The organism is Acinetobacter sp. YH12126 (assembly GCF_013418745.1).
GTDB classification, from domain to species: Bacteria; Pseudomonadota; Gammaproteobacteria; order Pseudomonadales; family Moraxellaceae; genus Acinetobacter; species Acinetobacter amyesii.
Genome location: NZ_VPBM01000021.1, coordinates 1 through 25,385, shown reverse-complemented (window position 1 = coordinate 25,385; position 25,385 = coordinate 1). Strand labels below are relative to the sequence as shown.

Below are 25,385 nucleotides of genomic sequence, written 5' to 3'. Positions count from 1 at the left end.
CTAAGCTATTCACCTGAAATACAAAGGGTTAGTTTAGTTATGCTAGACTAGCCCTTATTTATTTCTCTCAGACTCACAGTATTATCATGCAACTCAATAAATTCACCGATTATGCATTACGCATTTTGCTCTATATCGCACGTCCTCGTGATGTGCCTTATAACATTGCTGAAATTGCAGAAGACCTGCACGTTTCGCGTAATCACTTGGTGAAAATTGTGCATTTTATGGCAAAGCAAAACTGGTTAATCACCAGCCGCGGCAAAGGTGGCGGTATTCGTCTAAACCCTGAAGCACTTGAGGCTCAGCTCGGTCAAATTGTGCGAATTTTGCAAGGTAATCACCAGATTGTTGAATGCAATGACCCACCCTGCGTACTGCGCAGTCAGTGTGGTTTAAAAAGCATCTTAGACCAAGCTTTAGAACAGTTTTATCAAAGTCTCGATCAGTACAAACTTGCTGACGTCTTACAACCAAGCAGCGCATCTAAATTTACAACACAATCTCCAATTAAAATGATCAATCTCTAATTTCACTTTGCCTGCGACAAAATTCGCTTGCCTGCCCGACTTCCTTTATAATGCGTGTTGTTAAATCAGTTATTGAAGTTGGGTTATGCATCAGCACAGAGGAAAATCACGAAACAGTAAAGCGGCCAATGCGCCGAAGCAAAAGATTACTTATGAGAAAAAAGTAGACTCTGCGATTACTGAATATGCTGTGCGCTCGCTCAACTGGCTACGCAAAGCTGAGTTCTTAATGAGTGCGCCTAAACTCAACCTCTGCGTTGAAGATACCGGCTATGAAATTGCCTTTGCTGGCCGCTCAAATGCGGGGAAGTCGAGTGCCATTAATGCGCTCACCAACCAAAAGCAATTGGCTCGTGCGTCGAAAAAACCGGGTCGTACCCAAATGATCAACTTTTTCAGTTTAGGAAATCCTGATCAGCGTTTGGTCGACTTACCGGGTTATGGCTATGCTGCTGTACCTGAAGCGATGAAAATCGTGTGGCAAAAAGAGCTAGAAAACTATCTAATACACCGTGAAAGTTTACAAGGTCTTGTGCTGTTGATGGATATCCGTCATCCACTACAACACTTTGATGTCATGATGTTGGAATGGGCACATTCACGTAAATTGTTCGTGCATGTACTGCTCACCAAATCAGATAAACTAAACCGTGGCCCAGCCTCTAAAGCACTACAAGAAGTGAAAGCAGCATTGAAAAAAATGAAGCTGAACTTCTCTATCCAATTGTTCTCATCATTGAATAAACAAGGTTTAGAAGAGTTAGCGAGTGTCATGGCGGGTCGTCTTAACTTCACTTTAGAACAATCAACAGAGTTTGATCTCGATAGCATTCCTGAAGCATCCGAAGATGATATTGAAATCGATGCAGATGCGGAAACATTCGATGACGTCGATACAACATCTGAAGATTTACCCCAAGCTGAAGGCAAAAATTCAGACCACTAATCCAGTAATTTTAAAGTCAGCGCAAGGATGATTGTCTGACAAAAAGTATCATCTGAAGATAATGAAATGTCCTGTATTGCTAATCACAATGCAGGATTTTTTTTGGATACTGAATACATCAGATGTGCACTCGATCACATAAAAACAAGGATAGGTCATGAAATTACTCTCCCGCTTGAAAAACACAAAACTTGGATCATCAATCGAATATAAAATTAAGCCACGTAAAGTGAAATTTGAGTGGCAAGATACTCAAGTTGACTGGGTACCCAACCAACCTTTTGTCAGCTATTTTATTAATGAAATTAATATGATCTTACCGGCAGGTGAGTTTTGGTTTTGCCGTCTGTATAACAAAGTATTGCCACAAATTAGAGATGAAAAACTAGCAGAGGACGTTAAAGCATTTATCCGCCAAGAAGCCATGCATGCTCAGGCACATAACTCTGCTAATAAAGAATACTTATCTCAGCGCAATATCAGTATTCAACGCAACCTTGAGATCATGGACTTTCTCTTTGGCAAACTGCTTGCGGACCAACCTCTAGGGCTCAACGTACCTAAAGCTTTGGATCATCAATGGGATCTCTTTCGTTTAGGGGTAATTGCAACAGTTGAGCACATGACCTGTGTACTAGGCAAATATGCTTTATATAATAAAGAGTGGGAACGCCTCGGTGCTGATCCGAATATGCTCGATCTAGTAAAATGGCATGGTGCAGAAGAAATAGAGCATCGTACCGTGGCCTTTGATTTGTATCGTCACCTTGGTGGGGGCTATATTTCTCGCTATTATCAAAGTGTGATTGTGATTGCTGCCGTACTTGGTCTATGGGTCGATGGTGCTGCACATATCATGCAGCAAGACTCGCGCTATGCATCGATTAAACCTGCCGTATATAAACCGTGGATTTGGCGTGAATGGGCGCGTATCGCGCAAAAAGACAATCGCTTATTGCCACATCCGCTTTGGTTAGTGTCGCAGCAATTGGGGTATTTAATGCCTTGGTACGATCCTGTGCATGAAGCGAAAACTGAAGATGCGATTGCTTACCTCGACAACTCTCCTGCTGCAAAGCGTGCCGCACTGAAAGTTGCTTAAACACCATTTAAAATCTGTATTAAGCAGGGTTCGCCCTGCTTTTCTTTGTGCTCACATCCATTACGCTCCATTTTTTTTATTGCGCAATCAACACACTCAAGATGGATAGGATCATAAGTTCGATGTTTAAAGTACAGTTATTCCGAACTCCCTATTCTCTTTAAAATGCATTTATATTCAGCCTCATCCTAAAATAAAAATACATCGTTCAGGAGCATCTCCATGCACGCTCACATCTCCGTCATTACACTGGCCGTGAATGATTTACATGCTGCATTTGCGTTTTATCAGGAGGGTTTAGGTCTAAATAGCGCAGGGATTATTGGGACTGAATTTGAACATGGCGCTGTGGCATTTTTTGATTTACAACACGGTTTAAAGCTCGCACTCTGGCCGCAAGATAGCCTTAGTCATGACACAGACATCAATACATCAGTATTTTGTCCAACTCAAATGTCTCTCGGACATAACGTCAACAGTCCCGCAGCCGTCGATCAAATCATGCAACAAGCCCAACGCGCTGGTGCAAAAACAATTAAGCCCGCACAACCCACATTTTACGGTGGTTATGCAGGCTATTTTCAAGACTTAGATGGGCATCTATGGGAGATCGTCTACAACCCACATTTTAGCTCTTAATTTGCTTAATTCGACAACGCTGGTTCATCTACATCTCGTGTATGACGATCCACCACCACACTAATCATCATATCGCCCTGTACGTTCACCACAGTCCGTACTGTATCTAAGAGTCGATCTATCGGCAGTAAAATCGCAATCGCTTCTGCAGGGAGTCCGACTGATTGTAAAACCATAATCATCGTCACCATTCCAGCACTTGGAATGCCCGGTGCGCCGAGTGACGCAATCATGGCGGTTGCACAGACAATTAACTGCTGCCCCAAGGTTAAATCTAAACCCATCAAGTTGGCAATAAATAATGCCGCAGCAGCTTCATATAGCGCAGTACCATCCATATTCAACTGCGTGCCCAATGGAATTACAAAGCCTGCCGTTTGAGGACGTACACCTAAATTTTCCTGCGCACATTTCATCGACAGTGGCATCGTTGCTGAACTTGAACTGGTTGCAAAAGCAGTGATTAAGGCAGCTCGTGTTCCTCTAAAAAACGTCAGAGGACTCATTTTCCCAAAGATCCAAAGCAGCAAAGGTAACACCACTGCCCCATGGAAAATCGTGGTCCCTGTGACTACGGCAGCAAACTCCGCGAGGCGACTCAACACCGAAATATCTTCTGTAGCAATCAATTTAGCCAATAATGCAAAAATACCAATCGGTGCAAGCTTCATCACCCAGCCGATGATCATCATCATGATGTCGAAAAATTGCTGACTGAGCTTTCTCACGCTTCGGAACTTTTCACCGCCTTTGACCAAGGCCACACCTAGAAATAGTGAAAACACCACGACAGCGAGTACATTGCCATCACTAAAGGCTTTAAACGGATTAATCAGTGTATTTTGAATAAAATTGGTAAAGAATGAACCTGCTGTGAGGGTGTCAGGACTTTGATGCTGTTGCATTGCATCTTGGAACATGACGATGTCCACGCCCTGCCCGACTTTAAAAATATGCGCGCATGCTAGACCCAAGATCAGTGCCAAAGTTGTGGTGGTGACGCAGCACGCTAAGGTAATTTTCCACGTTCGACTCAGCTGACCACCCGCTTGTAAATTCGATACCCCCACCACAATCGAACTAAAGATCAACGGAACCAAGATCATTTTCAGCAAGCCAATAAAAATACTACTGGCAATCCCCAAGCCATACAGGCTGGCAGACAAAAACTGCGTCTCTGGAAACTGAATTAATAAAAAGCCAAATGCCACACCCAATATTGCGGCAATTAAAATCTGCGTATTTAAGCTCATTGTGCCTTGCATTTATCATCCTTTATTTAGGCACTATGCCATGCGACCCTTTGGGAATCGAGGAATTTTTTGTCACATGTTCTGCTACAATTCTGCAAAGCGCGAATTCAGCTCAATTTAACCTATGCTGAAAGACACTAACGAGATAGATCAAATCTACGAGTAGGCTCATACAGATAAATAAAGGTAATAAAAAAAAACCGAATCAGAAGATTCGGTTTTTTGAGTATTCAACTTTTACTGCTAAATACATCTTACTCACTGATGTTACGCAGTAACATCAAAGCGCAATTTGCTTCAAATAAAACAACGATACGCGGTAAGGTCATCCGCAAGTGTTTGAGACAGGACTCCGTCTAATCAAAAATGTTTTTTTGCGATGCTTTGAATAATTTGACGGTAGTGAACGAGTTTTGCGGATGACAATGGTTTTGGGTACTTTTGCCGAAACAAAAGTACCTCCAGCCGAAGGCTAAGCCTTTATTCAAACCCTAGATGCAAGACTCCGTCGAATAGGCTTAAAAATCATTTTAAAAATGTGAAATTACTTTTATGTGTGTAACATCAGTTACTCAAAGCTTATTGGGTTTCAATTTCGCGTAAACGGATCAAGCCTTCTTGTGTCGTACTACAGACTAACTCACCGTTTTGCCACATGCGACCGAAATTTAAACCACGTGAACTAGCACTGACTGTGGCATCCATGTCATAAAGCATCCACTCATCCACACGGAATGGCTTATGGAAATACATGGCATGGTCAATACTCGCACACTGCAAACTTGGTGATAAATAACTTAAACCATGTGGACGTAGTGCAGTCGTCATCAGCGTAAAGTCTGAATAGAATGCCGCAATGGCCTGATGTAATGAGATATCATCAACATCGGCAGCAATCGTGTCATGGGTACGAATATAGTGTGCATACGATGGCGCAGCAGGCTGCGGTTGGTACGGGTTTTGTGGATCAATCGGGCGAATTTCTACGTGACGGTCGCGCATAAAAGACGCACGGACGTTTTCAGGGACAAACTCCACCATCATTCGTTTTAGCTCAGCTTCAGATTTTAAATCCTCTACAGCTGGATATTCTGGCTCTGCAACTTGGTAGTTCAACCCTTCTTCTTGCTCTGCAAATGACACCATACACATAAAAATGGTTTTACCATGTTGAATCGCACGAACCTGACGACTCACAAAACTGCGTCCATCGCGAATACGATCCACTTCATAAATGATCGGTGCATTGATATCACCGCCGAATAAGAAATAGGCATGTAAGGAATGGGCAGGTCGATCTGTTGTATAAGATGCCGCACGTAGCGCCTGACCTAAAACCTGTCCACCAAAGACACGTTTCCCGACCAAATTTCGGCTTTGCCCACGAAAAATATTTTCTTCTAATTTTTCAAGACTGAGTAAATCAACCAACTCTTGTGTTAAGGCATTCATAACAAACCTATCTATCATTCGGGATTAAGCTAATGCAGGCAACATCAACAGATGTTTAAATATATTTTCCATTTTGCCATAAATCCAGACTAAAACCCTAAAGATTCGCTGACTGATCTGTCACCTTGCTGATGCAATATAACTGCTAAAAATACGTTTTTTAACGATAAAATCTTACAATATCTATGCAATTTGTCAGAAAATGACATACAGTTTTTAAGTACAATTACGCAGAATAGATTCCCCTCAGAATCTCTGTGGTTTGGTCATGAAAAGTAGGAGTTTGTATGTCCAAGAGCGGCTTTGGTCAGATGTATCGAAAGCTTTCGAGTAAACTGCTTGACCTTGTGGTAACACCGCATGTTTTAGGTGAAGTCCCTGTAGAACCTGTAGTGACTGAACCCGATACAGATACCGGCGTACAGACAACGAAAATTACCTGCTACGTTCTGCAAAATCATTCACGGAGTAATGCTTTAATTGTCGATGGTGAAACCCGTCGTTTAAAGCTACACCCTGCACTCGACCCAATGACTGTGGGTACGCAAACAGAAAAAGCCTCTGTGGTGTTTTTACAACATCATGATGAAGACAACTTACTCAATCCACCGCCACATGCCTTTCCACCTCGTTTATTGCGTTTAATTGAGGTTTTGGAAAAAAATCCTGATGCGGATGTTGAGCTCGTTCCTGTAACCGTGCTGTGGGGTCGTGAACCCGATAAAGAAGATTCTTGGTTTAAATTATTATTTACCGATACATGGTCTACACCAAGCAAAGTGAAGCAGTTGGTCAATATTGGTTTGCACGGTCGTCAATCGTACCTTGAATTCCATGAGCCACAGTCTTTGCGTCGTTTGGTTGAATATGCCAAAACTACACATCCAAACTTGTCACCTGCGACTTATATTGTCAGCACACTGAATGACTATTTAGATGCGCAGCGTGAAGTGGTTTTGGGTCCGGATTTATCTGACCGTCGTAATGTGATGCACGGCCTAATCAAATCTACAGATGTGCAAGATGCGATTCGTCGTGAAAGCATTCGCAGTAAAATCAGTATGGTTGAAGCTGAACGTCGTGCGATTGGTTATTTAAATGAAATCGTTTCTGACTATTCTGCATCAACAGTACGTTTTGCTGACTTAGCCCTGACTCGCCTATGGACACAGCTTTATGATGGCGTAGAAGTACATAACTTCAGTACCGTTCGTGAACTGGCCAAAGACTACGAGATCATTTACACCCCATGTCATCGTAGTCATATCGACTATTTATTATTGTCATATGTGATCTATAAACGTGGCTTGATGGTGCCGTACATTGCTGCGGGCGATAACTTAAACATGCCATTTGTCGGGCAAATTTTACGTGGCGGCGGCGCGTTCTTTATTCGTCGTTCATTCCGTGGCAATGGTCTCTACACCACCGTATTTAAAGAATACCTCTACAGTATTTTGGCGCGTAATACACCGCTTGAATACTTCATCGAAGGGGGTCGTTCACGTACTGGTCGTTTATTACCACCGAAGACCGGCATGCTCGCCATGACTGTCCATGGTCATTTACGTAATCCAGCCAAACCGATCGTGTTCTTACCGACCTATATCGGCTATGAGCGTTTAATGGAAGGTGCGACCTACGTTGGCGAAATGAATGGTAAGCCGAAAGAAGGCGAATCGATCATTGGGATTATGAAAACTCTGCGTAAGATCGAACGTATTTTCGGTAAAGTGCATTTGAACTTTGGTGAGCCGGTTTTCCTTGATGATATGTTGAAACAGCATAATGCAAGCAACATCAAAATCGAGAAAAATGACGACCCAATTCCGCCAGAGGTTTCGGATGCCATTAACAGTTCTGCACACGTGATTTTAGAAAATATTAACCGTGCAGCAGTGGTGAACCCGGTTTCATTGCTTTCACTGATTTTATTGGCGACATCTAAACATACTTTAGATGAAGAGATTTGCATTAAGCAGTTAGATACCTATCGCGATCTTTTAAATGCCTTACCTTACGATGAACGCATGCAAGTGACACCGCTATCGGGTAAAGAAATCATTGCTTATGGCTTGAAACTCAAGCTGATTAAACGTGTTAATCATGTCCTTGGCGATATTATTGCCATTGCTGATAATCAAGCGGTGCTGTTAACCTACTTCCGTAACAACATCCTGCACGCATTTATTTTGCCATCACTCATTGCCGCTTTGGTTGAACATAATGGTTCTATTCGCCGTGGTGATTTGATTAATGTCATTCGTACACTCTATCCATTCTTAAAAGCTGAGTTATTCCTCAAGTGGAATGATGAAGAGCTTAAAGATCAGATCTGTGCGTATGCAGAAGTACTGATCAAAGCCAAGCTAATTTCTGAAGATGCAGAAGGCAACCTGATCTCCCCTGCGCCTAACTCAGAGCAGCACAATCAGTTAGTGGTCTTAGCTGCACCTGTGATGCAAAGTCTTGAGCGTTACTACATGACTTTGGCTTTAATCACACAACGTGGTTCAGGCAACATCTCAACCCGTCAAGTTGAAGAACTCAGCCACTTGGTTGGTCAACGTCTATCTGTGTTGTATGAATTTAACTCGCCAGAGTTCTTTGATAAGGCCTTGTTCCAAAGCTTTATTAAAGTCTTAACGCAACAAGGTTATATCAGTACCAATGAAAACAACGCCATTGTGTTTGATGAAAATTTCCAAAATGTTGCGCAATATGCCAACCTCGTTTTGGATGATGTGACCCTGCAAATGTTGCAGCACATTACAACCTTTAGTGATGAAGAGTTAAAAGAAGCTCTGGATAAAGTTGCTGCGGAACAAGCCAAAAAGCGCCTGAAACGTAAGAAGAAATAAACAGTTCTGATTTTTTCGCCATAAAAGCGGAAGAAGATGAGCAGAATCAGGGACAAGTTGTAAAAAGCTTGTCTCTTTTTTTTGGACTATACAAAAGTATTTAATATTTTCTTTTTTAAAATTAAGGTATGTACATTCCAAAATTTTGGAGTTCCATTGGCTAGCGGTTTATTGCCTTTAAATTCATTGATATAAATAATATCAAAGTCCGCATCAAACAATTGTTTAAGCTCTTCCTGTTCAAAACCTATAAATTTTTCAGAAAAATTATTTACCCAATCATCATCTTTCCCTAACAGTTGTATGAGTAAGATGCCTTGCTCACTTAAGGATTCCTGCATTTTCTTTAAAACACTTTCAAGCGAATCCGTTGAACAAAAAATAAACTGAATAAAGCAATAATTAAACTAGCTTTAGGAAAGCTATAGTCTTCAAAGGCCTGATTAGAAAATAAAAAATTCTTATTGTCTTTAAATTTACTTAGACAGATATTTTTAGCGTCAACAGATGGATCAAATGCATATACTTTAAAATTATGACGGAGTAGAAATGATGATTCATTTCCTGCACCACAACCACAATCAATCGCGATCTTTGGTAAATTCTCAAAATAACTCAAAGCTTTTTCCAAAATCGGTCTATGGGGTAGATTCTGAGTAAGTTCAGCAAATGATTTTGTCATTATTTAAATTTTATCCTTTGAGATCCATTCGAAAATTTGAACAATACATGTTGTAAAAGACCTATTTTATTCATTTATAGAATTTCTTTTAATACTCACCAAGCTACACTGAATTTTATACATCACCCCCAATTTTACACTACACATCACAATCAATCGTGCGCTAACTTAAAACCACTCTTCGTCATCCGCGTTGCATAAATCTTTTTCCCTGTTTCTGCTTCGCTCTCTAAAACCAATTCGGGTAAATGCATAGCTCTTTGCAAATCCAAGATTCGCTCATGCAAAGGTTGAGGTTGGTTATTAGTACAAATATATGATTTTTCATGATGTTCCACGTGAAGTAGATGACACAGAAATTTTGCCAAATCATCGATATGTATTCGATTTGACCAATGGATATTGGGATAGTGATGAGTCGTTTCTGCCAGTTTCTGCATTCGTGTTGTCGATGTGCCATAAATCCCAGATGGACGTACAATCACGCATTCGGTAGGAAATGCTTGTGAGTAGCGATGCTCCATTTCGCGTAACAACATCCCCTGCTCATCGATCGGTTGTGGCACAGTGTCATCATCAATGCGCTCCCCCGCATGCTCACCATAGACACGAGTGGACGACACCACGATTAAACGTTGTATTGGATGATGTGCTAATGCTTGAACAATTGGCTGTACAGAATCGACATAAGTGTGTCGGTAAACATCCACAGCATTGAATTGAGCATGGCGTGCAGGAGCCAAAAGAACATAGACAGCATCAATCGGTTGAACCTGCGACAAATCCAGTTGGTGAATATCTTGGATTAAATGTTCTGCAAAATCATCCTCTTTCGCACTACGACTCACTGTGGTAATTTGGTGACCTTGCTGAAATAATTGTTTAGCAACACGTTGCGATGTTTTACCATAACCGATAAATAGAATATGCATCAAACGACCTATTCTCAGAACTGATCCATTTAGATCATATAAACCGAAGTTGAGGGGACATGGCTTCCGTCCATCAATTGCAAGGGGTTGGCAATGCCGCCGCTGCTTTACTTGAAAAACTAAATATTTTCACGACAGATGATCTTTTGTTTCATCTGCCACGCGACTATGAAGATCGTAGCACGATCATCCCCATGAACCAATTGACCGTAGGGCGTAGTTATTTACTGGAAGGCACCGTCAAAAGTATCGACTTTCCACCCGGAAAGCGTAAATCGATGGCCGCCCTTTTGGATGACGACTGTGGCAAAGTCACTTTACGTTTCTACCATATCTACAAAGGCATTACTGATCGGGTGAAACCCGGCAATCGTTTACGGATTTTTGGTGAAGTCCGTGTTGGTGCTCGTGGCTTAGAAATGTATCATCCTGAACTACAGGTGATTACTGAACACACGCCTTTACCACAAACCCAACTCACTGCGATTTACCCTGCAACCGAAGGCTTAACACAGCCCAAACTACGTGAATACGTCAAACAAGCACTACAGTTATATAGTGATGACTTACCTGAATTACTGCCGGAAAAATTCACCAATGGCTATGCACTAAAACAGGCTTTGGACTATATTCATCATCCCCCTGTCGATGCCAATATGTTGCAACTCAGCCAAGGTTCTCATCCTGCACAGCAACGTTTAATTTTCGAAGAATTGGTTGCCCATCAGGTCAGTTTGCTCAGCCGCCGTGCTTATATTCAACAAATCGAAGCACCGTCATTCTCTACAAGTAAGAACTTCACCAAACAACTTTTAAGTACACTGCCATTTGAAATGACCGGCGCACAAAAACGTGTGTCCAAAGAAATTGCGGTCGATCTGAAAAAAAACAAACCTATGCTGCGACTCGTACAAGGTGATGTAGGTGCAGGTAAAACCCTAGTCGCAGGCGTTGCAGCCTGTCATGCGCTCGAGGAAGGTTGGCAAGTGGCCATGATGGCGCCGACAGAAATTTTGGCCGAACAGCATTATCTAAATTTCAAAAAATGGTTTGAGCCTATGGGTCTAACCGTGTCTTGGCTTTCCGGCAAGCAAAAAGGTAAAGCTCGAGCTGCTGCAGAACAAAGTATTCAAGATGGTTCAGCCAATTTAGTGGTCGGCACACATGCTTTATTTCAAGACAATGTACAATTTGCCAAATTGGGTTTAGTGATTATTGATGAACAACACCGTTTTGGCGTCGATCAGCGTTTGGCGCTACGAAACAAAGGTCTCAATGGCATGACACCGCATCAACTGGTGATGACAGCAACCCCTATTCCTCGTACCTTGGCCATGTCGGCTTATGGCGATTTAGATACCTCCGTCATTGATGAACTGCCACCCGGTCGTACACCGATTCAAACAGTCACTATTCCACTTGACCGTCGTGAAGAAGTGCTACAGCGGATTGCCAGCAATTGTGCTGAAGGTAAACAAGCCTATTGGGTCTGCACCCTAGTGGAACAATCAGAAACTTTAGATGCTCAGGCCGCTGAAGCGACTTTTAATGAAATTAAAGAACGCTTTCCAGACCTCAATATTGGTCTTGTTCACGGCAAAATGAAGGCCGATGAAAAACAAGCAGTGATGCAGCAATTTAAAAATAATGAATTGCAATTACTGATTGCAACCACAGTGATTGAAGTCGGTGTTGACGTCCCAAATGCCTCAATCATGGTAATTGAAAATGCAGAACGCTTAGGGCTTTCACAATTACATCAGCTACGTGGTCGTGTAGGGCGTGGTGCCAAAGCCAGTTTCTGTGCTTTGCTGTATAAAAATCCTTTATCGCAAAATGGGCAAGAGCGTTTACGCATCATGCGTGAAACCAATGACGGCTTTATTATTGCTGAAAAAGATTTGGAAATTCGCGGCCCCGGCGAGCTCCTCGGCACTAAACAAACGGGAGATATGGGCTTTCGTGTAGCCAAATTGGAGCGAGATGACCATTTACTCAATCAGGCACACTATGTGGCTCAACAAGTCCTAAATGATTATCCTGCACAGGCTCAAGCGCTTTTAAAACGCTGGCTGCCTGAAGCACCCCGTTATGCCTATGTATAATTAGGATGATGGTTCGATCATCCTAATTATACAGATTGGCTTTAACGAATAAGCTTGTCGAACAGGTTTCTGTGGTGTCGTGATTGCACTTCACAGCAATCTGTGCAAAATACTCAAAAAAGAATGATTAGAATAAAAATATGCTCCAATCCATCCAACATTTCATCCGAAAAGGAATGCAGAGCGTTTCCCCTTGCCTGCTCTGTGGTATCGATCGACAACAACATCATTCGCTTTGTACTGACTGCTGGGAACAACTGCCTTGGTTTAAAAAAATGGTTAATCGCCATGAACACAGCATCTCTTGTGCCTTTCACTATGATTTTCCAATAGATCGCCTCATCCAAAGCTATAAGTATGAGCAACAATTGCACTATCAAAATTTACTGGCACAGAGCCTTTTAAGCATGCGCTTAGCTCGAGTTCAGGCCATTGTTCCCATGCCTATTTCAGTTGAACGCCTCAAAGACCGTGGATACAACCAAATGCTGCTCGTTGCACACATGATGGCAAAGCAATTGCGCATCCCTGTTTGGCAACCCGTGATTCGTCAAGCACAGCACGCTCAAAAAGGTTTAAGTCGGCTAGAACGCCTAGAAAATATCGAACAGCAATTTATTATCGACCCAACTGAAAAACGCCGTTTCCGTAAAGTCCTCATTATCGATGATGTGGTGACCACGGGAAGTTCAATCCATGCATTAAGTACGCTGTTACATCAGCTACATTGCACGCAGGTATATGCCGCATGCATTGCAGCGGCACAACCTTAGTTTCAAACATCAACCACTAATAAAGAAACTGAGCAAGCGAAGCGGTTTAGCTTTCAGCAAGAGATCGCGCCTGCTGCTTCACCCAAGGAATCACCACCTCACGTGTTAAAGGGGCGAGTTTTGTTTGTGTATCATCCAAGCTGACCCATTGCATCGCTGCAATTTCCGCATCAATTTTCGGTTCACCTTGCAACTGAACAAGATAGACATAACTCACCAATAGATGATCGGGTTCATTCGCAGCTGCCGTTTCAAAACGACCAATGAATTGCTCAATCTGCGCAGCGCAGCCAATTTCTTCCTGAATTTCACGCAGCATGGTGATTTCAGGAGCTTCATGGGGTTCTAACTTGCCGCCTACTTGCATAAAGAATGCCGTGTGTTTTTTACGAACCACTAAAAGTTCATGCTGTTCATTTAAAATAATGGCTGCGGCAACAGTGATAATTTTCATCAATCTTGTTCCAAATCGGCGATAAAGGCTGTACGTTCAACCATGCCCCATTTCGGCTCTGGCGCAGTGAAATGTTGAAACTGCTCAACAATCGTTTCAATATTATCTTCTGCAATTAAGCCTTCGATAAAACGCGGATGGGTAAAGCCTTTTTCTGCAGTTGTTTTTAGAAAATTCAATAAATCGTCATAAAAACCATCTACATTGAGAAAGGCACATGGCTTTAAATGAATGCCCAATTGAGCCCACGTCCACTGCTCAAAAATTTCCTCTAAAGTCCCTGCTCCACCTGGAATCGCTACAAATCCATCCGAGAGTTCAGACATTTTGGTTTTCCGTTGTTGCATATTTTCTACCACATGCAATTCGGTTAAATCTGGATGTGCCAATTCTTTATCGACCAAGACTTTTGGAATCACCCCAATGACTTGCCCACCTGCACGCAAAGCACTATCTGCCACAACACCCATCAAACCTGAACGGCCACCACCATAGACTAATGTAATACCTTGGGCCGCTAAATGACGACCGACTTTTTCAGCCACCTGTAAATAGGCAGGATTGTTACCAAGGGCGGAACCACAGAAAATTGCGATAGATTTCATTTATAATCACCATCAGATCAGGAACGCTATGCTGGAAAAATCAACTTTAAACAGATTTTTTCATAAATTAAGCATTAGAACAGTGTTTTTCAGCAAATCCTTGTCTAAAATACACCCATTCATTTTTAACTTACTGCGTAAGGGGAAAAGACAACATGCTTGAAGCCTTTTACGCCACAGAGCGCGGTAGCCTGGAAGATGTCACCATCAATGGTGACTTCGATTTACATCAGGATTTAGTCTGGCTCGATCTCATTGCCCCGTCTCAGGAAGAGCAGCAATGGATTATGGATGCCTATGATCAAAATTTACCCACATTAAAATCATTAGAAGATATTTCATCGAGTGCACGATTCTACCGTGATGACGATGGTATTTTGCACATCAGCACCTATTTTTTAACGAAAAATAAAAATTTCCAGGTCGATGGCGAACCCGAAGAAAATGCCAGCACCTTAGCTACCGTGCAGACAGTTGCCTTTATTTTGCATAAAGAGCGCTTATTCACTTTACGGGGTGAAAAGCTGGTGGCTTTCCGTGCCTTTCGTGCCCGTGCGCGTCGTAATGACTATGAAATTGACTATAAAGATCCAACTTGGATTTTATTGGGTCTTTTAGAAGCCAAACTCGATGAGCTTGCGGATATCTTGGAAGATATCCACAAGGACTTAGAAAAGTATTCCACAGAAGTGCTGAATAACCGTCATCGTGAGATGATTTTAGACTTAGATGACATGATTACCCGACTTGCGCATTTAGAAGATATGCTCGGGAAAGCACAGCTGTGTCTGATCGATTTACGTCGTGTTCTCACCTTCCTATCACGTCCTCGCGCCTTGGGCAGTCATATTTATGATGCCGACATCCGAGAACTCAGTGAAGACGTGCGCTCTCTTGTTGAGCATGATGCCTTCTTGTTCCAAAAGGTTCGATTCTTACTGGATACCACTTCTGGGTTCATTAACACCGAACAGAACGATACGATTCGTCGATTCTCGATTTTACCAAGTATGCTTGCGCCACCGATGTTAGTAGCTAGCGTCTATGGAATGAACACCGATGTACTGCCATTCGCGCATGGTACAACCAGTTTTATCGTGGTCAGCTTAATCATCGTGGCATTCTTTATTGGCCCATTGATGTACTTCCGCTGGAAGAAATGGATTTAATCCGTTCCTATTGCGTAGACTTGCGAGAGTTTCTTGTCCCGCTAAAATAAAAAAAGCACCTTACGGTGCTTTTTTTTAGATCAATTGCAAGTCATGCTCAAGATGACAGGCTTGAATAATCTTCATCATTTTTTCAGGGACTGCTTTAAACTGTAAACCTTGCGCTTTTGGCGTTTGACGTAACCAACGGACCAAAACAGCTAAAGCCAAAGTACTGCCATGCTCAAGCTCAGCAAGATTGACCACTAAGGGAAAAGCTTGCTGCTGCTGTTGAATCAATTTCAAGCCGTCTTGATAGTACAATTCGGCATTGTTGTAATCGATTTTGCCTGAAACCATCAATTCTTGTTGATGAAGTTTAATCACACATCACCTATCTTATTTTTTCTTGTCTAATGCTGCATCAGCATCAGGTTTGAAGTTCGCAATTGCTTTATCAATGTTACCGCCATTACGTTTTACAGTTGCCGCAAACTGATTACGGAATTGTAAGCCTAGGTCGATACCCGAAACGTTGATATTACGAATTTTCCATTGTGAACCTTTATCCGCCAACTGGAAAGAGACTGGAATTTTTTCACCGTTGTTATGGAAATCAATCGTTACAACAGGGTTCTTACTGTTCGATGCTTTATATGGACGCATGCTATATGTTTGGTTACTAAACTTAGCAAAAGCTGAACCATAGTTTTCGATCAGTGTTGCACGGAAGTTACGTTCAAACTGCGCACGTTGAGCCGCTGAGCTGTACTGATTCGTTGCATAAGTACCCATCACAATACGTGTAAACGCTTGTGAATCGATATACGGGTCTAAGTTTTGACGAACAATCGTTTTCACAGCCGCAGGGTTATTTTGTAGTTTTGCGTGGTCTGCTTTTAAACGTGTAATGAGGCCATCAGCCACTTTTTTTACAAATGCAGGTGGTGCTTCGCTTGGAGCAGCAAAAGCTGTACCTGCCATCATAGTTGATAAGATACTTGCTGTAAGCGTATGTTTTAACAATGTGTTCACTTAATTTCTCCTAAAAATTATTCAACAAATGCAGGTTCTTCTGCCGTTGTTGTGTCAGCAGCTTCTGTTTTTTGTTCAGCATCTGCTGTGTTGTCAGATTTGTTCCCTGCACCACCGGTCACAAATTTAGACACCAAATCTTCGATTTCCATCGTACCTTGGGTATTACCAATTTGGTCACCACGTTTTAAGAAGTTGACACCACCACCCGGTACAATTTTCAAATATTTCTCGCCCAATAAACCATTGGTTGCCACCATAATGTAAGCATCTTCATCGATATTGGTGATGGATTTCATGTTAGCAATCAGTTGCTGTTCCATTTCTTTTTGTTTCGCAGGTGTTGCTGCTTCATAGTCTGATGTGTAACGCAGTTCTTCGAGTGCATTCTTTTGCACTTCTTTTAACTGTTCTGCGTTATAAGAGGTTAATGAGCCATCCATAATCAGATGTGCTGTCACTAAGCGCGTCACAGGATCGAGTTTCAATGATTCCACTTGACCAACTTTGACACCACTTAAGGTCACTTTGGCACGGGGTTTAATCCCGTTTACATTTTCAAATGTCGCGGTCAATTCATAACTGTCTTCGATGTTATTGCCGACCAAACCACTCACACGCATAGCCAAGAAGAAAATAGTGATAGCAAACAGAATGACAAAAAAACCGACGGCCAGTTCACTCGTACGTGATTTCATTAAATACCTCCGAACATGACCGCAGTCAACACGAAATCTGAACCTAAAACACACAACGAAGAATACACGACAGTACGTGTGGTCGACGTTGCAATACCTTCTGAAGTTGGGACACAGGCATAACCCTGATAGACCGCAATCCAAGTACAAATTAATGCAAAAACAAAACTTTTGATGATGGTGCCATTAAAGACGTCTTTAAAGAATTGCACACTGTTCTCGATGCCACTCCAATAAGAGCCTTCATCTGCACCCAGAAAATCAACACCCACCAATTTACCGCCCATGATGCCGACCGCAGCGAAAATCACCGACAACATTGGTAAGCTAAAAATACCGGCCCAAAGTCTAGGCGAGATCACTCGTTTTAATGGATCGACCCCGATCATTTCCATACTCGACAACTGCTCAGTGGCTTTCATCAAACCAATTTCAGCTGTCAAAGCAGAACCTGCACGACCAGCAAAGAGTAAAGCCGCAACCACAGGTGCAAGTTCACGCAGTAAAGTCAGTGCAACTGCGGTGCCGAGCATCGCTTCACTACCAAAGGTCGACAGAATGCTATACATCTGCAAACCCAGTACCGAGCCAATAAATAAGCCAGATACCACAATAATCAGTAATGAGAGCACACCAACACGGTACATCTGATAAATAAACAATTTCACGCCAAGTAAAGTCGGCATGGAAAAAAGAATCTGCAGCAACATAATGGTTGCTACGCCGATTCCTCGAACACGTTCAATGACGCGTCTACCTAATGCGGCAATAGCATTCATGAACGAACCTCATGATTTAAATAGGGCTGATGACTGAATTGATAATCGACTGGACCTTCTACCGAACCCGTCAAGAACTGCTTCACAAACGGCGAGGCATGTGCTTTTAACTGCTCAGGTGTTCCCTCGCCCTGCACTTTTCCTTCAGCCACGACGTAGATGTAATCTGCAATTGATAAAGTTTCAGCTACATCATGCGAAACAATAATCGTGGTTAAATCTAAAGCTTCACGTAGCGAACGAATCAAGCGGGTTAAAACCCCCATCACAATCGGGTCTTGCCCTGCAAAGGGTTCGTCATACATGATCAGCTCAGGATCGAGTGCAATTGCACGGGCCAAAGCCACACGACGATTCATACCACCCGATAGTTCAGAGGGCATCATTTGTTCCGCGCCACGTAAACCAACAGACTCTAATTTCAACGCAACAATTTCAGCGATCAAATGCTCTGGCAACTTGGTATGGGCACGAATTGGAAAGGCTACGTTTTCATATACCGACATATCGGTAAATAATGCACCGCTCTGAAACAACATCCCCATACGCGCACGCGCAGCGAAGAGTTCCTGACGTGACATCTGTGCAATGTCCTGCCCATCAAGCAACACTTCTCCATTATCGGGAGTCAATTGACCACCAATTAAACGGAGTAAAGTCGTTTTACCTGTACCAGATGGACCCATAATTGCAGTGATCTGACCACGACGAATTTTTAAACTGACATTGTCATAAATGACGCGCTCTCCTCGCTTAAAACTCAGGTTTTTCACTTCGATCAGTGCCTGAGTCTGAGAAGACGTTTGATTATTCATAGCTGAGGATTTTCCTGCATTTTTTTCAGCATGCATACTATAAAGGATTGAAGTTTAAAATGTTACCATTGCATGAGCGCATATCCCTGCATTCCATCAGGTAAATTGTTTTTTATTATTAATGCGATTTTATAGAGGCTGTCTTCAACCCAATAGAAGAATTTAGTTAAAATAATTGTATATATAGTAAACGATATTACACAATAAGAGTGTCAAACCGATATAAGGCATAAGTACCTCGATCATCACTGTACGCATATTTGCCAACGCGTTTCCATTCATATTAATTATCATTAAACACATAAAGTTTGATCAAGTATACATTTTTCTGATTAAAAAGCTAATTTAAATCCATAAAAAAAACCAGTGTTTCCACCGGTTTTTTCGATATTTCTTTCGAAATTCAATTAGTCATTGAATTTACGACGTGGACGATCTTCACCGAAAGTGCGTTCGCCACGTGGTTTATCATCACCGAAACGTTTTGGACGGTCATCGCCGAAACGTTTTGGACGATCTTCACCAAATGAACGTTGAGGACGGTCACCGTTGAATTCACGACGTGGACGATCTTCACCAAATGAACGTTTTGGACGATCGCCATAACCTTCACGAGCTGGTTTGTAATCTACACGGTTACCACGGTTGTCATCGTTAGAACGACGGTCAAAACCACCTTCACGACGTGGACGATCGCTGTTAAATTCGCGACGTGGACGATCTTCAAAACCGCCTTCACGACGTGGACGATCGTTGTTAAATTCACGACGTGGACGATCTTCGAAACCGCCTTCACGACGTGGACGATCGTTGTTAAATTCGCGACGTGGACGATCTTCGAAACCACCTTCACGACGTGGACGATCGTTGTTGTATTCGCGACGTGGACGATCTTCGCCACCGAATGAACGACGTTCGCCATCACGGTTGCCTTCACGACGTTTGAAGTTTGATTCACCTTCAAAACGACGACCGCCACCGAAGCCACCACGACCACCGCGACCACCATCACGACGACCACGACCGCCATCACGGCTACCGCGTGCAGGAGGTGGAGATGGCTCAAGACCTTCAATTTCAGACACATTTAAACGTGCATCCAAGAAGTCTTCTAAAGCACGGATTTTACCGCGTTCACGGTAAGTCGCTAAAGTAATCGCGTTACCAGTACGGCCCGCACGACCTGTACGACCGATACGGTGTACATAGTCTTCGTTCTTCATTGGAAGACCGAAGTTAATTACGTGAGAAATAGTTGGTACGTCTAGACCACGTGCAGCAACGTCAGTCGCAACTAAGATTTTTGCACGACCTTCACGAATGCTGCGTAAACGACGGTTACGTACAGTTTGTGGCATTGCACCGTGAAGAGCGACAACTGAGTGACCTGCTTCTGCAAGTTCTTCAGCCAACATATCTGTATCTTCTTGAGTAGATGCGAATACAACTGCTTGATCTACAGACTCATCAGATAACCAGTGAGTCAAAAGTTTTTTCTTGTGTTCGAAACCGTCAGTCCAGTGAAGAGTCTGAGTAATGTCAGTATTTGTAGAGTGACCAGTTTCAATCGCAATACGCTGTGGATCATTCATCATGCGTTCTGCAAGTGTAATGATACGCGGCGCAAATGTTGCAGAGAACATTAATGTTTGTTTACGGTTAGCAGCCAAGTCGCTAATTGCTTCTAGGTCTTCAGAGAAACCTAAGTCAAGCATACGGTCAGCTTCGTCAACGATTAACGCATCAACGTTGTCTAGTTTAATTTGACGACGGTTCACCAAGTCAAGTAAACGACCTGGAGTCGCTACGACAACTTGTGCACCTTTAAGCTGTTGAATTTGTTTACCGAAAGGCATACCACCCATAATTGCAGCAATACGAACACCTTTCATATGACGTACTAAAGCAATTGCGTCTTGGCTAACCTGTTGAGCCAATTCACGTGTAGGGCAAAGTACAAGAATAGACGGTGCAGTTACCGCTTTCATACGCTCTTTGAAAGACATCAAAGTGTCTTGACCAGCCAAAGCATTCACAGTTGGGAGTAAGAATGCAGCAGTTTTACCAGAACCAGTTTGGCTTGATACAAGAAGGTCTTTACCTTCTAATGCAGCTGGAATTGATTGTTCTTGCACTGGAGTCGGAGTAGTAAAACCTAGACCTTGTAATGCTAGTTGTAACGACTCATGTAAAGGAAAATCAGCAAAAGTTTTGCTCATAGAGTATTTCACCCCAAAAATGGGTGCTCCATTAAAAATATAAATTCAGATGGACATCGGCAAAAAGCGGCACAGCAAAAAACGCTGAAAATATAGAATCAGCGGCGATCCGAGAACGACGATGTGTATAACGCACACATGATTACAGCCGCAACCTGAAGGAATCGCTTAGCGATTGGGTGGGGCGCGAAATATCGTCCTCTCTTTGGACCGGAACGCGCATACACAATGATAGAAGAGAATGTTCAGGTAATGAACGAAATTTAGTGCGTGCGGGGATTATAGCAGAAAGTTTTTAAATGTCACCTGTTTTAGTCAACTTCAGAATGTTTTTTGTAAGAAGCTTTAAATTATAGGTGTTTAAGCCTTTATTTTTGACCGATTAGACAAAAATAAAGCCCTCATAAAGAGGGCTTTATTTCATTATTCTGTCAATAAACTCGAACTAAGCGTTCTATTATTTAGCAGCTTCACCCCAAGCTGGAACAACAGCTTGCATAAGTGGTTTAAGCATTTTCATAGAACATGCAAGTACTTGACCATTGTCCATTGAGTCGTTACCACCACGAGCATCAACCACAGTACCACCCGCTTCTTTTACAATAAGTTCACCCGCAGCGATGTCCCATGGTTTCAAACCAAGTTCGAAATAACCATCGAAACGACCTGCAGCAACATATGCTAGATCAAGAGCAGCAGAACCTGAACGACGGTATTGAGCACCGGCTTCAGTCACATTTAACAATGAGTTGAAATGGTTTTTCGCATAAGAAACCACTTCGCCATTACGAATTTTACGATACGCATGACCCACTGAAAGGAAAGTGTTTTCTAAGCTGTCTTTTACATTTACACGAATACGGCGTTGGTTCATCATCGCACCGCGACCACGGCTTGCAGAGAACAACTCATCTTTCACAGGGTCATAAATAACACCGTGCTGAGTTACACCTTTATGTTGAACTGCGATAGAGATGCAGAAATGTGGAACACCATTAACGAAGTTTAATGTGCCATCAAGTGGGTCGATGATCCAACACCAATCAGCGTCATGACCTTTACCTTCTTGAAGACCAAACTCTTCGCCTAGGAAACTGTGATTTTTATAGCTTTTACGTAGGGTATCGATAGTCAATTGTTCCAAATAACGGTCTACACGCGTTACTGGACCATCAATTCCTTTTTCTTCGACTTGTAGATCGAGTTTATGACGATTTTGATGCGCTTTTAAAAGCTCTTGACCAACTAATTGAGCCGCACGCGCAGCCATAACCACCATAGGTTCCATTGAACACCCACTACAAATTTGAAGATACTGATAAAGAATAATGCATAAAAGCCCTTATATCTTATCAAATATAAGGGCTTTTAGGGAAAAAATGTTTCTAAAAATTAGAAATTCAGCAAACTACAGTTGACTTATGTTTTATCCAGCTTTGTGTCACAGAAGTGATAATGCCTTCAGCATCTAGTCCAGCTTGTTGTAGCATTTGAGCATGTGTCGCCTGATGCATAAATTCATCTGACAAACCTAAATTCAGCATCGGTTTAACAATACTAGCCTGCGCTAAATATTCATTTACCGCACTACCCGCACCCGCCATCACTGCATGCTCTTCAACTGTCACAAACAATTGCGTGCTTGCCGCGATTTGATCGATCAACTGTGTATCTAATGGTTTTACAAAACGCATATTTAGCACACGAACGGCAACATCCAGTTTTTCAGCCAATACTTCAGCCGCCTCAACCGCTGCCTGAACACGGCTACCAAATGCTAAAATCGAAATTGTTGCATCTTGCTGATCATTAAAGCTTATAAGAATTTCACCACGGCCAATTTCTAGCTCGGTCATCTCTTGCTGAATCTCGACACCTAGTCCATTACCTCGTGGGTAACGTACTGCCGCTGGGCCTTTATACAAATAAGCCGTATGTAACATTTGACGACATTCATTTTCGTCTTTCGGCGCCATGATCACCATGTTCGGCACGGTACGCATAAAGGCATAATCATAAGCACCGGCATGCGTTGGGCCATCTTCACCAACCAAACCTGCACGGTCGATACCAAATGTCACGTCGAGATTTTGCAAAGCAACGTCATGAATCAGTTGGTCATAACCACGTTGTAAGAAGGTTGAATAGATTGCAACAACCGGTTTTACCCCTTCACAGGCCATACCTGCAGCCAAAGTCACCGCATGTTGTTCTGCAATGGCAACATCAAAGAATCGCTCAGGGAACTGCTTGGCAAATTGCACCATGCCTGAGCCTTCACACATCGCAGGAGTAATCGCTAATAAACGATCATCCTGTGCAGCTTCATCACATAACCACTGACCAAAAACATCCGAATATTTCGGTGCAGTTGCCACAGCAGCAGGTGCATTCAGTTTACTGATGGCATGGTATTTAATTTGATCTGCTTCGGCAGGTGCAAAGCCTTTGCCTTTTTTAGTATAGACATGCACTAAACGTGGGCCTTTGCGTTTTTTTAAGGCTTCAAACACATGTGTTAATTGTTCAACATCGTGCCCATCAAAAGGACCAAAGTAGTCAAAGCCAATGGCTTTAAATAGGTTGTCTGCAGCATCGGTCGCAGCACAATGTAGGCGTGAGTTATACGCCCATTCAGGATGTGGTTGAATATAGGCTTCGCCATTTTCAGAAATATTCACCGATTGACCACTTTCCCATATCGCAGCCAAATGCTTAGCAAAACCACCGGTACTGCATGAGATCGACATATCGTTGTCGTTCAATACCACCATAAGGTCAGCATTGTGTGCCACCGCATCGTTCATTGCTTCAAAAGCCATACCCGCTGTCATCGCGCCATCACCCACGATTGCCACCACATGACAGGGATCTTGCTTGAAGCGACGTGCCAATGACATCCCAAGACCAGCAGAAATCGCGGTTGATGAATGGCCTACACCAAAGGTGTCAAATTCAGATTCTTCACGGGCAGGAAACGCAGCCAAACCATCTTTGGCACGAATCGTCACTAATTGTTCACGACGACCCGTTAAGGCTTTATGCGGATAGGCTTGATGACCCACATCCCAAATCAGACGATCACGTGGCGTATCAAAACAGTAATGCAATGCCACGGTTAATTCGATCACCCCAAGATTGGCACCAAAATGCCCACCACTTTGTCCGGCCGCATACAAAATAAATTGACGTAACTCATCCGCCACTTGCTCTAATTGGCTGCGCTCGAGTAAACGAAGTTGTTGAGGATGGTTAATCGTATCCAGCAACGGTGTTACAGGGCGTTGAAATGGTATTTCTTTATACAGCATAATGTGGCAAAGCCTTCTAAAGCCTGGCAAATTCCTAAGCTCGGTCTAAATGGGTAACTCGATCATATCGTCGAATTGTATCACCTTACAATCAGCCAAACTTGTAGCGATGTAATTTTTAGCAATGATCTCGTTGGGGAGATTTTGAATGAGTCAGATTATCCTGAATAATCTTCCTATTTATCAACTATTATCGTTCGCTTTATACAAAAAAGAAAATGTTCTGCATAAATTCGTCGTTGCAATTCTACCAATGTCCAAGCATTACGCTATACTTTAGCCAATTTATAATCGAATAAACGGGTTAAGCAGTGCCTATAGAATTTGTCGCAACGTCAAGATTACCGACCGCTTTTGGTGAATTCAATATTACGGTTTTTCAGGATCCTGAAACCGGTGAAGAACACGTCGCACTCTCTAAAGGACTAGAACAAGCTCCCACTGAACCTGTTTTAGTTCGTATCCACTCCGAATGCCTCACCGGTGATGCCTTCGCTTCACTCAAATGTGACTGCGGCCCACAGCTTCAAGCCACCCAAAAATTAATTAATGAAGCAGGTCAAGGGGTGATTTTATATTTACGCCAAGAAGGTCGTGGTATTGGCTTGACCAATAAAATCCGTGCTTATGCCCTACAAGATCAAGGCCATGATACGGTGGATGCCAATTTATTATTGGATCTTCCTGCCGATGCACGTCGTTATGATATGTGCCCTATCATGTTGAATCATCTCAACATTACGGCTGTGCGTCTCATTACCAATAACCCGTTAAAAATTGAAGCGCTCCAAGAGCAAGGCGTGAATGTCGTTGATCGTGTTCCGCTGACTGTGGGTTTAAATCCCTTTAACGAACAATATTTAAAAACCAAACATGATCGTATGTCGCATATGTATCAAAAGGACGATTTTTAAAAATCCTCTCTGTACACGACAAAAATAGATAACTCATTGAAATAATGTCACAATAATTGTTTTCTAACGACGAATACTATGACACATCTCAATGAGTTATATCTTATCTTAAACAAATCTCTAAAATGGAAC

Annotated in this window: 24 protein-coding genes; 9 read left to right on the top strand and 15 right to left on the bottom strand. The window is 42.6% G+C overall.

Features of this window, described 5'->3' with window-relative positions:
• Window positions 1-86 precede the first annotated feature (86 nt).
• The 4 genes from FTU62_RS14180 to FTU62_RS14165 all read left to right on the top strand — a co-directional run bounded on the left by FTU62_RS14180 (window position 87) and on the right by FTU62_RS14165 (window position 3,217).
• Window positions 87-530, top strand: coding sequence for an Rrf2 family transcriptional regulator (locus FTU62_RS14180; RefSeq protein ID WP_180103011.1), 444 nt, complete (start codon window positions 87-89; stop codon window positions 528-530).
• An 85-nt stretch (window positions 531-615) separates the two neighbouring features.
• The gene (gene yihA / locus FTU62_RS14175) at window positions 616-1,476 is read left to right on the top strand and encodes a ribosome biogenesis GTP-binding protein YihA/YsxC (protein WP_180103010.1); all 861 of its coding nucleotides are present in this window, start codon (window positions 616-618) and stop codon (window positions 1,474-1,476) included.
• 157 nt (window positions 1,477-1,633) lie between these two features.
• The gene (locus FTU62_RS14170) at window positions 1,634-2,578 is read left to right on the top strand and encodes a metal-dependent hydrolase (protein ID WP_180021608.1); all 945 of its coding nucleotides are present in this window, start codon (window positions 1,634-1,636) and stop codon (window positions 2,576-2,578) included.
• A gap of 222 nt (window positions 2,579-2,800) precedes the next feature.
• Complete coding sequence (locus FTU62_RS14165) at window positions 2,801-3,217, top strand: VOC family protein (RefSeq protein WP_180103009.1); 417 nt, start codon at window positions 2,801-2,803, stop codon at window positions 3,215-3,217.
• 5 nt (window positions 3,218-3,222) lie between these two features.
• On the opposite strand, the gene FTU62_RS14160 is transcribed toward FTU62_RS14165, so the two are convergent.
• Both FTU62_RS14160 and FTU62_RS14155 read right to left on the bottom strand, forming a co-directional pair.
• A complete protein-coding gene (locus FTU62_RS14160; RefSeq protein WP_171525930.1) occupies window positions 3,223-4,482 on the bottom strand; it encodes a dicarboxylate/amino acid:cation symporter in 1,260 nt (419 codons plus the stop codon).
• 567 nt (window positions 4,483-5,049) lie between these two features.
• Window positions 5,050-5,922, bottom strand: coding sequence for an acyl-CoA thioesterase II (locus tag FTU62_RS14155; RefSeq protein WP_180026061.1), 873 nt, complete (start codon window positions 5,920-5,922; stop codon window positions 5,050-5,052).
• 287 nt (window positions 5,923-6,209) lie between these two features.
• Here FTU62_RS14155 and plsB point away from each other — a divergent pair, with 287 nt between their 5' ends.
• Entirely contained in the window at window positions 6,210-8,783 is a 2,574-nt protein-coding gene (plsB, locus tag FTU62_RS14150; protein WP_180103008.1) for a glycerol-3-phosphate 1-O-acyltransferase PlsB, read from the top strand.
• A gap of 86 nt (window positions 8,784-8,869) precedes the next feature.
• On the opposite strand, the gene FTU62_RS17655 is transcribed toward plsB, so the two are convergent.
• From FTU62_RS17655 to FTU62_RS14140, 3 genes are all read right to left on the bottom strand, one after another.
• A complete protein-coding gene (locus tag FTU62_RS17655; protein WP_373686672.1) occupies window positions 8,870-9,124 on the bottom strand; it encodes a hypothetical protein in 255 nt (84 codons plus the stop codon).
• 5 nt (window positions 9,125-9,129) lie between these two features.
• Window positions 9,130-9,465, bottom strand: coding sequence for a class I SAM-dependent methyltransferase (locus FTU62_RS17650; RefSeq protein WP_373886370.1), 336 nt, complete (start codon window positions 9,463-9,465; stop codon window positions 9,130-9,132).
• Between the two features lie 152 nt (window positions 9,466-9,617).
• Window positions 9,618-10,397 carry an NAD-dependent epimerase/dehydratase family protein gene (locus FTU62_RS14140; protein WP_180103007.1) on the bottom strand — a complete coding sequence of 260 codons (780 nt, stop codon included), beginning with the start codon at window positions 10,395-10,397 and terminating at the stop codon, window positions 9,618-9,620.
• 59 nt (window positions 10,398-10,456) lie between these two features.
• Here FTU62_RS14140 and recG point away from each other — a divergent pair, with 59 nt between their 5' ends.
• Window positions 10,457-12,502, top strand: coding sequence for an ATP-dependent DNA helicase RecG (recG, locus tag FTU62_RS14135; RefSeq protein ID WP_180103006.1), 2,046 nt, complete (start codon window positions 10,457-10,459; stop codon window positions 12,500-12,502).
• Between the two features lie 140 nt (window positions 12,503-12,642).
• Entirely contained in the window at window positions 12,643-13,275 is a 633-nt protein-coding gene (locus FTU62_RS14130) for a ComF family protein (RefSeq protein WP_180103005.1), read from the top strand.
• A gap of 46 nt (window positions 13,276-13,321) precedes the next feature.
• Here the strand turns inward: FTU62_RS14130 and FTU62_RS14125 are convergent, their stop codons facing one another.
• Both FTU62_RS14125 and FTU62_RS14120 read right to left on the bottom strand, forming a co-directional pair.
• Window positions 13,322-13,729 (bottom strand): NUDIX domain-containing protein, encoded by a 408-nt coding sequence (locus FTU62_RS14125; RefSeq protein WP_180103004.1) that lies wholly within the window; start codon window positions 13,727-13,729, stop codon window positions 13,322-13,324.
• Window positions 13,729-14,334 (bottom strand): TIGR00730 family Rossman fold protein, encoded by a 606-nt coding sequence (locus FTU62_RS14120; RefSeq protein ID WP_180103003.1) that lies wholly within the window; start codon window positions 14,332-14,334, stop codon window positions 13,729-13,731. The genes FTU62_RS14125 and FTU62_RS14120 overlap by 1 nt, the downstream gene beginning before the upstream one ends.
• A gap of 155 nt (window positions 14,335-14,489) precedes the next feature.
• Here FTU62_RS14120 and FTU62_RS14115 point away from each other — a divergent pair, with 155 nt between their 5' ends.
• On the top strand, window positions 14,490-15,503 hold the full coding sequence (locus FTU62_RS14115; protein ID WP_078189297.1) for a CorA family divalent cation transporter: 1,014 nt from the start codon (window positions 14,490-14,492) through the stop codon (window positions 15,501-15,503).
• A 75-nt stretch (window positions 15,504-15,578) separates the two neighbouring features.
• Here FTU62_RS14115 and FTU62_RS14110 read toward each other — a convergent pair whose 3' ends face one another.
• The 8 genes from FTU62_RS14110 to dxs all read right to left on the bottom strand — a co-directional run bounded on the left by FTU62_RS14110 (window position 15,579) and on the right by dxs (window position 24,339).
• Window positions 15,579-15,842: a lipid asymmetry maintenance protein MlaB gene (locus FTU62_RS14110; protein ID WP_218948628.1), complete on the bottom strand. Its 264-nt coding sequence runs from the start codon at window positions 15,840-15,842 to the stop codon at window positions 15,579-15,581.
• Between the two features lie 39 nt (window positions 15,843-15,881).
• Entirely contained in the window at window positions 15,882-16,517 is a 636-nt protein-coding gene (locus FTU62_RS14105) for a phospholipid-binding protein MlaC (protein ID WP_078189299.1), read from the bottom strand.
• A gap of 17 nt (window positions 16,518-16,534) precedes the next feature.
• Window positions 16,535-17,215 (bottom strand): outer membrane lipid asymmetry maintenance protein MlaD, encoded by a 681-nt coding sequence (locus FTU62_RS14100; protein ID WP_180103001.1) that lies wholly within the window; start codon window positions 17,213-17,215, stop codon window positions 16,535-16,537.
• Entirely contained in the window at window positions 17,215-17,994 is a 780-nt protein-coding gene (gene mlaE, locus FTU62_RS14095) for a lipid asymmetry maintenance ABC transporter permease subunit MlaE (RefSeq protein ID WP_078189301.1), read from the bottom strand. Before mlaE ends, FTU62_RS14100 begins: the two co-directional genes overlap by 1 nt.
• The gene (locus tag FTU62_RS14090; protein ID WP_111885426.1) at window positions 17,991-18,809 is read right to left on the bottom strand and encodes an ABC transporter ATP-binding protein; all 819 of its coding nucleotides are present in this window, start codon (window positions 18,807-18,809) and stop codon (window positions 17,991-17,993) included. The genes mlaE and FTU62_RS14090 overlap by 4 nt, the downstream gene beginning before the upstream one ends.
• Window positions 18,810-19,216: 407 nt before the next feature.
• Window positions 19,217-21,028 (bottom strand): DEAD/DEAH box helicase, encoded by a 1,812-nt coding sequence (locus FTU62_RS14085; RefSeq protein WP_078189302.1) that lies wholly within the window; start codon window positions 21,026-21,028, stop codon window positions 19,217-19,219.
• 457 nt (window positions 21,029-21,485) lie between these two features.
• Window positions 21,486-22,316: an inositol monophosphatase family protein gene (locus FTU62_RS14080; RefSeq protein ID WP_078189303.1), complete on the bottom strand. Its 831-nt coding sequence runs from the start codon at window positions 22,314-22,316 to the stop codon at window positions 21,486-21,488.
• Window positions 22,317-22,428: 112 nt separating this feature from the next.
• On the bottom strand, window positions 22,429-24,339 hold the full coding sequence (dxs, locus tag FTU62_RS14075) for a 1-deoxy-D-xylulose-5-phosphate synthase (protein WP_180103000.1): 1,911 nt from the start codon (window positions 24,337-24,339) through the stop codon (window positions 22,429-22,431).
• 311 nt (window positions 24,340-24,650) lie between these two features.
• Between dxs and ribA the strand changes: the two genes are divergently transcribed.
• Window positions 24,651-25,253, top strand: a complete 603-nt coding sequence (gene ribA, locus FTU62_RS14070) for a GTP cyclohydrolase II (protein ID WP_168379100.1) — start codon at window positions 24,651-24,653, stop codon at window positions 25,251-25,253.
• Window positions 25,254-25,385: the final 132 nt, after the last annotated feature.

What these genes read in the sequence shown, in the direction of transcription:
- FTU62_RS14140 (WP_180103007.1), bottom strand. Translation starts at nt 10,397, where the DNA reads ATGCATATTCTATTTATCGGTTATGGTAAAACATCGCAACGTGTTGCT.
- FTU62_RS17650 (WP_373886370.1), bottom strand. Translation starts at nt 9,465, where the DNA reads ATGACAAAATCATTTGCTGAACTTACTCAGAATCTACCCCATAGACCG.
- FTU62_RS14100 (WP_180103001.1), bottom strand. Translation starts at nt 17,215, where the DNA reads ATGAAATCACGTACGAGTGAACTGGCCGTCGGTTTTTTTGTCATTCTG.
- FTU62_RS14115 (WP_078189297.1), top strand. Translation starts at nt 14,490, where the DNA reads ATGCTTGAAGCCTTTTACGCCACAGAGCGCGGTAGCCTGGAAGATGTC.
- FTU62_RS14180 (WP_180103011.1), top strand. Translation starts at nt 87, where the DNA reads ATGCAACTCAATAAATTCACCGATTATGCATTACGCATTTTGCTCTAT.
- FTU62_RS14125 (WP_180103004.1), bottom strand. Translation starts at nt 13,729, where the DNA reads ATGAAAATTATCACTGTTGCCGCAGCCATTATTTTAAATGAACAGCAT.
- mlaE (WP_078189301.1), bottom strand. Translation starts at nt 17,994, where the DNA reads ATGAATGCTATTGCCGCATTAGGTAGACGCGTCATTGAACGTGTTCGA.
- recG (WP_180103006.1), top strand. Translation starts at nt 10,457, where the DNA reads ATGGCTTCCGTCCATCAATTGCAAGGGGTTGGCAATGCCGCCGCTGCT.
- FTU62_RS14160 (WP_171525930.1), bottom strand. Translation starts at nt 4,482, where the DNA reads ATGCAAGGCACAATGAGCTTAAATACGCAGATTTTAATTGCCGCAATA.
- FTU62_RS14120 (WP_180103003.1), bottom strand. Translation starts at nt 14,334, where the DNA reads ATGAAATCTATCGCAATTTTCTGTGGTTCCGCCCTTGGTAACAATCCT.
- FTU62_RS14090 (WP_111885426.1), bottom strand. Translation starts at nt 18,809, where the DNA reads ATGAATAATCAAACGTCTTCTCAGACTCAGGCACTGATCGAAGTGAAA.
- FTU62_RS14085 (WP_078189302.1), bottom strand. Translation starts at nt 21,028, where the DNA reads ATGAGCAAAACTTTTGCTGATTTTCCTTTACATGAGTCGTTACAACTA.
- FTU62_RS14170 (WP_180021608.1), top strand. Translation starts at nt 1,634, where the DNA reads ATGAAATTACTCTCCCGCTTGAAAAACACAAAACTTGGATCATCAATC.
- dxs (WP_180103000.1), bottom strand. Translation starts at nt 24,339, where the DNA reads ATGCTGTATAAAGAAATACCATTTCAACGCCCTGTAACACCGTTGCTG.
- FTU62_RS14130 (WP_180103005.1), top strand. Translation starts at nt 12,643, where the DNA reads ATGCTCCAATCCATCCAACATTTCATCCGAAAAGGAATGCAGAGCGTT.
- plsB (WP_180103008.1), top strand. Translation starts at nt 6,210, where the DNA reads ATGTCCAAGAGCGGCTTTGGTCAGATGTATCGAAAGCTTTCGAGTAAA.
- FTU62_RS14165 (WP_180103009.1), top strand. Translation starts at nt 2,801, where the DNA reads ATGCACGCTCACATCTCCGTCATTACACTGGCCGTGAATGATTTACAT.
- yihA (WP_180103010.1), top strand. Translation starts at nt 616, where the DNA reads ATGCATCAGCACAGAGGAAAATCACGAAACAGTAAAGCGGCCAATGCG.
- FTU62_RS17655 (WP_373686672.1), bottom strand. Translation starts at nt 9,124, where the DNA reads ATGCAGGAATCCTTAAGTGAGCAAGGCATCTTACTCATACAACTGTTA.
- FTU62_RS14155 (WP_180026061.1), bottom strand. Translation starts at nt 5,922, where the DNA reads ATGAATGCCTTAACACAAGAGTTGGTTGATTTACTCAGTCTTGAAAAA.
- FTU62_RS14110 (WP_218948628.1), bottom strand. Translation starts at nt 15,842, where the DNA reads ATGGTTTCAGGCAAAATCGATTACAACAATGCCGAATTGTACTATCAA.
- FTU62_RS14080 (WP_078189303.1), bottom strand. Translation starts at nt 22,316, where the DNA reads ATGGAACCTATGGTGGTTATGGCTGCGCGTGCGGCTCAATTAGTTGGT.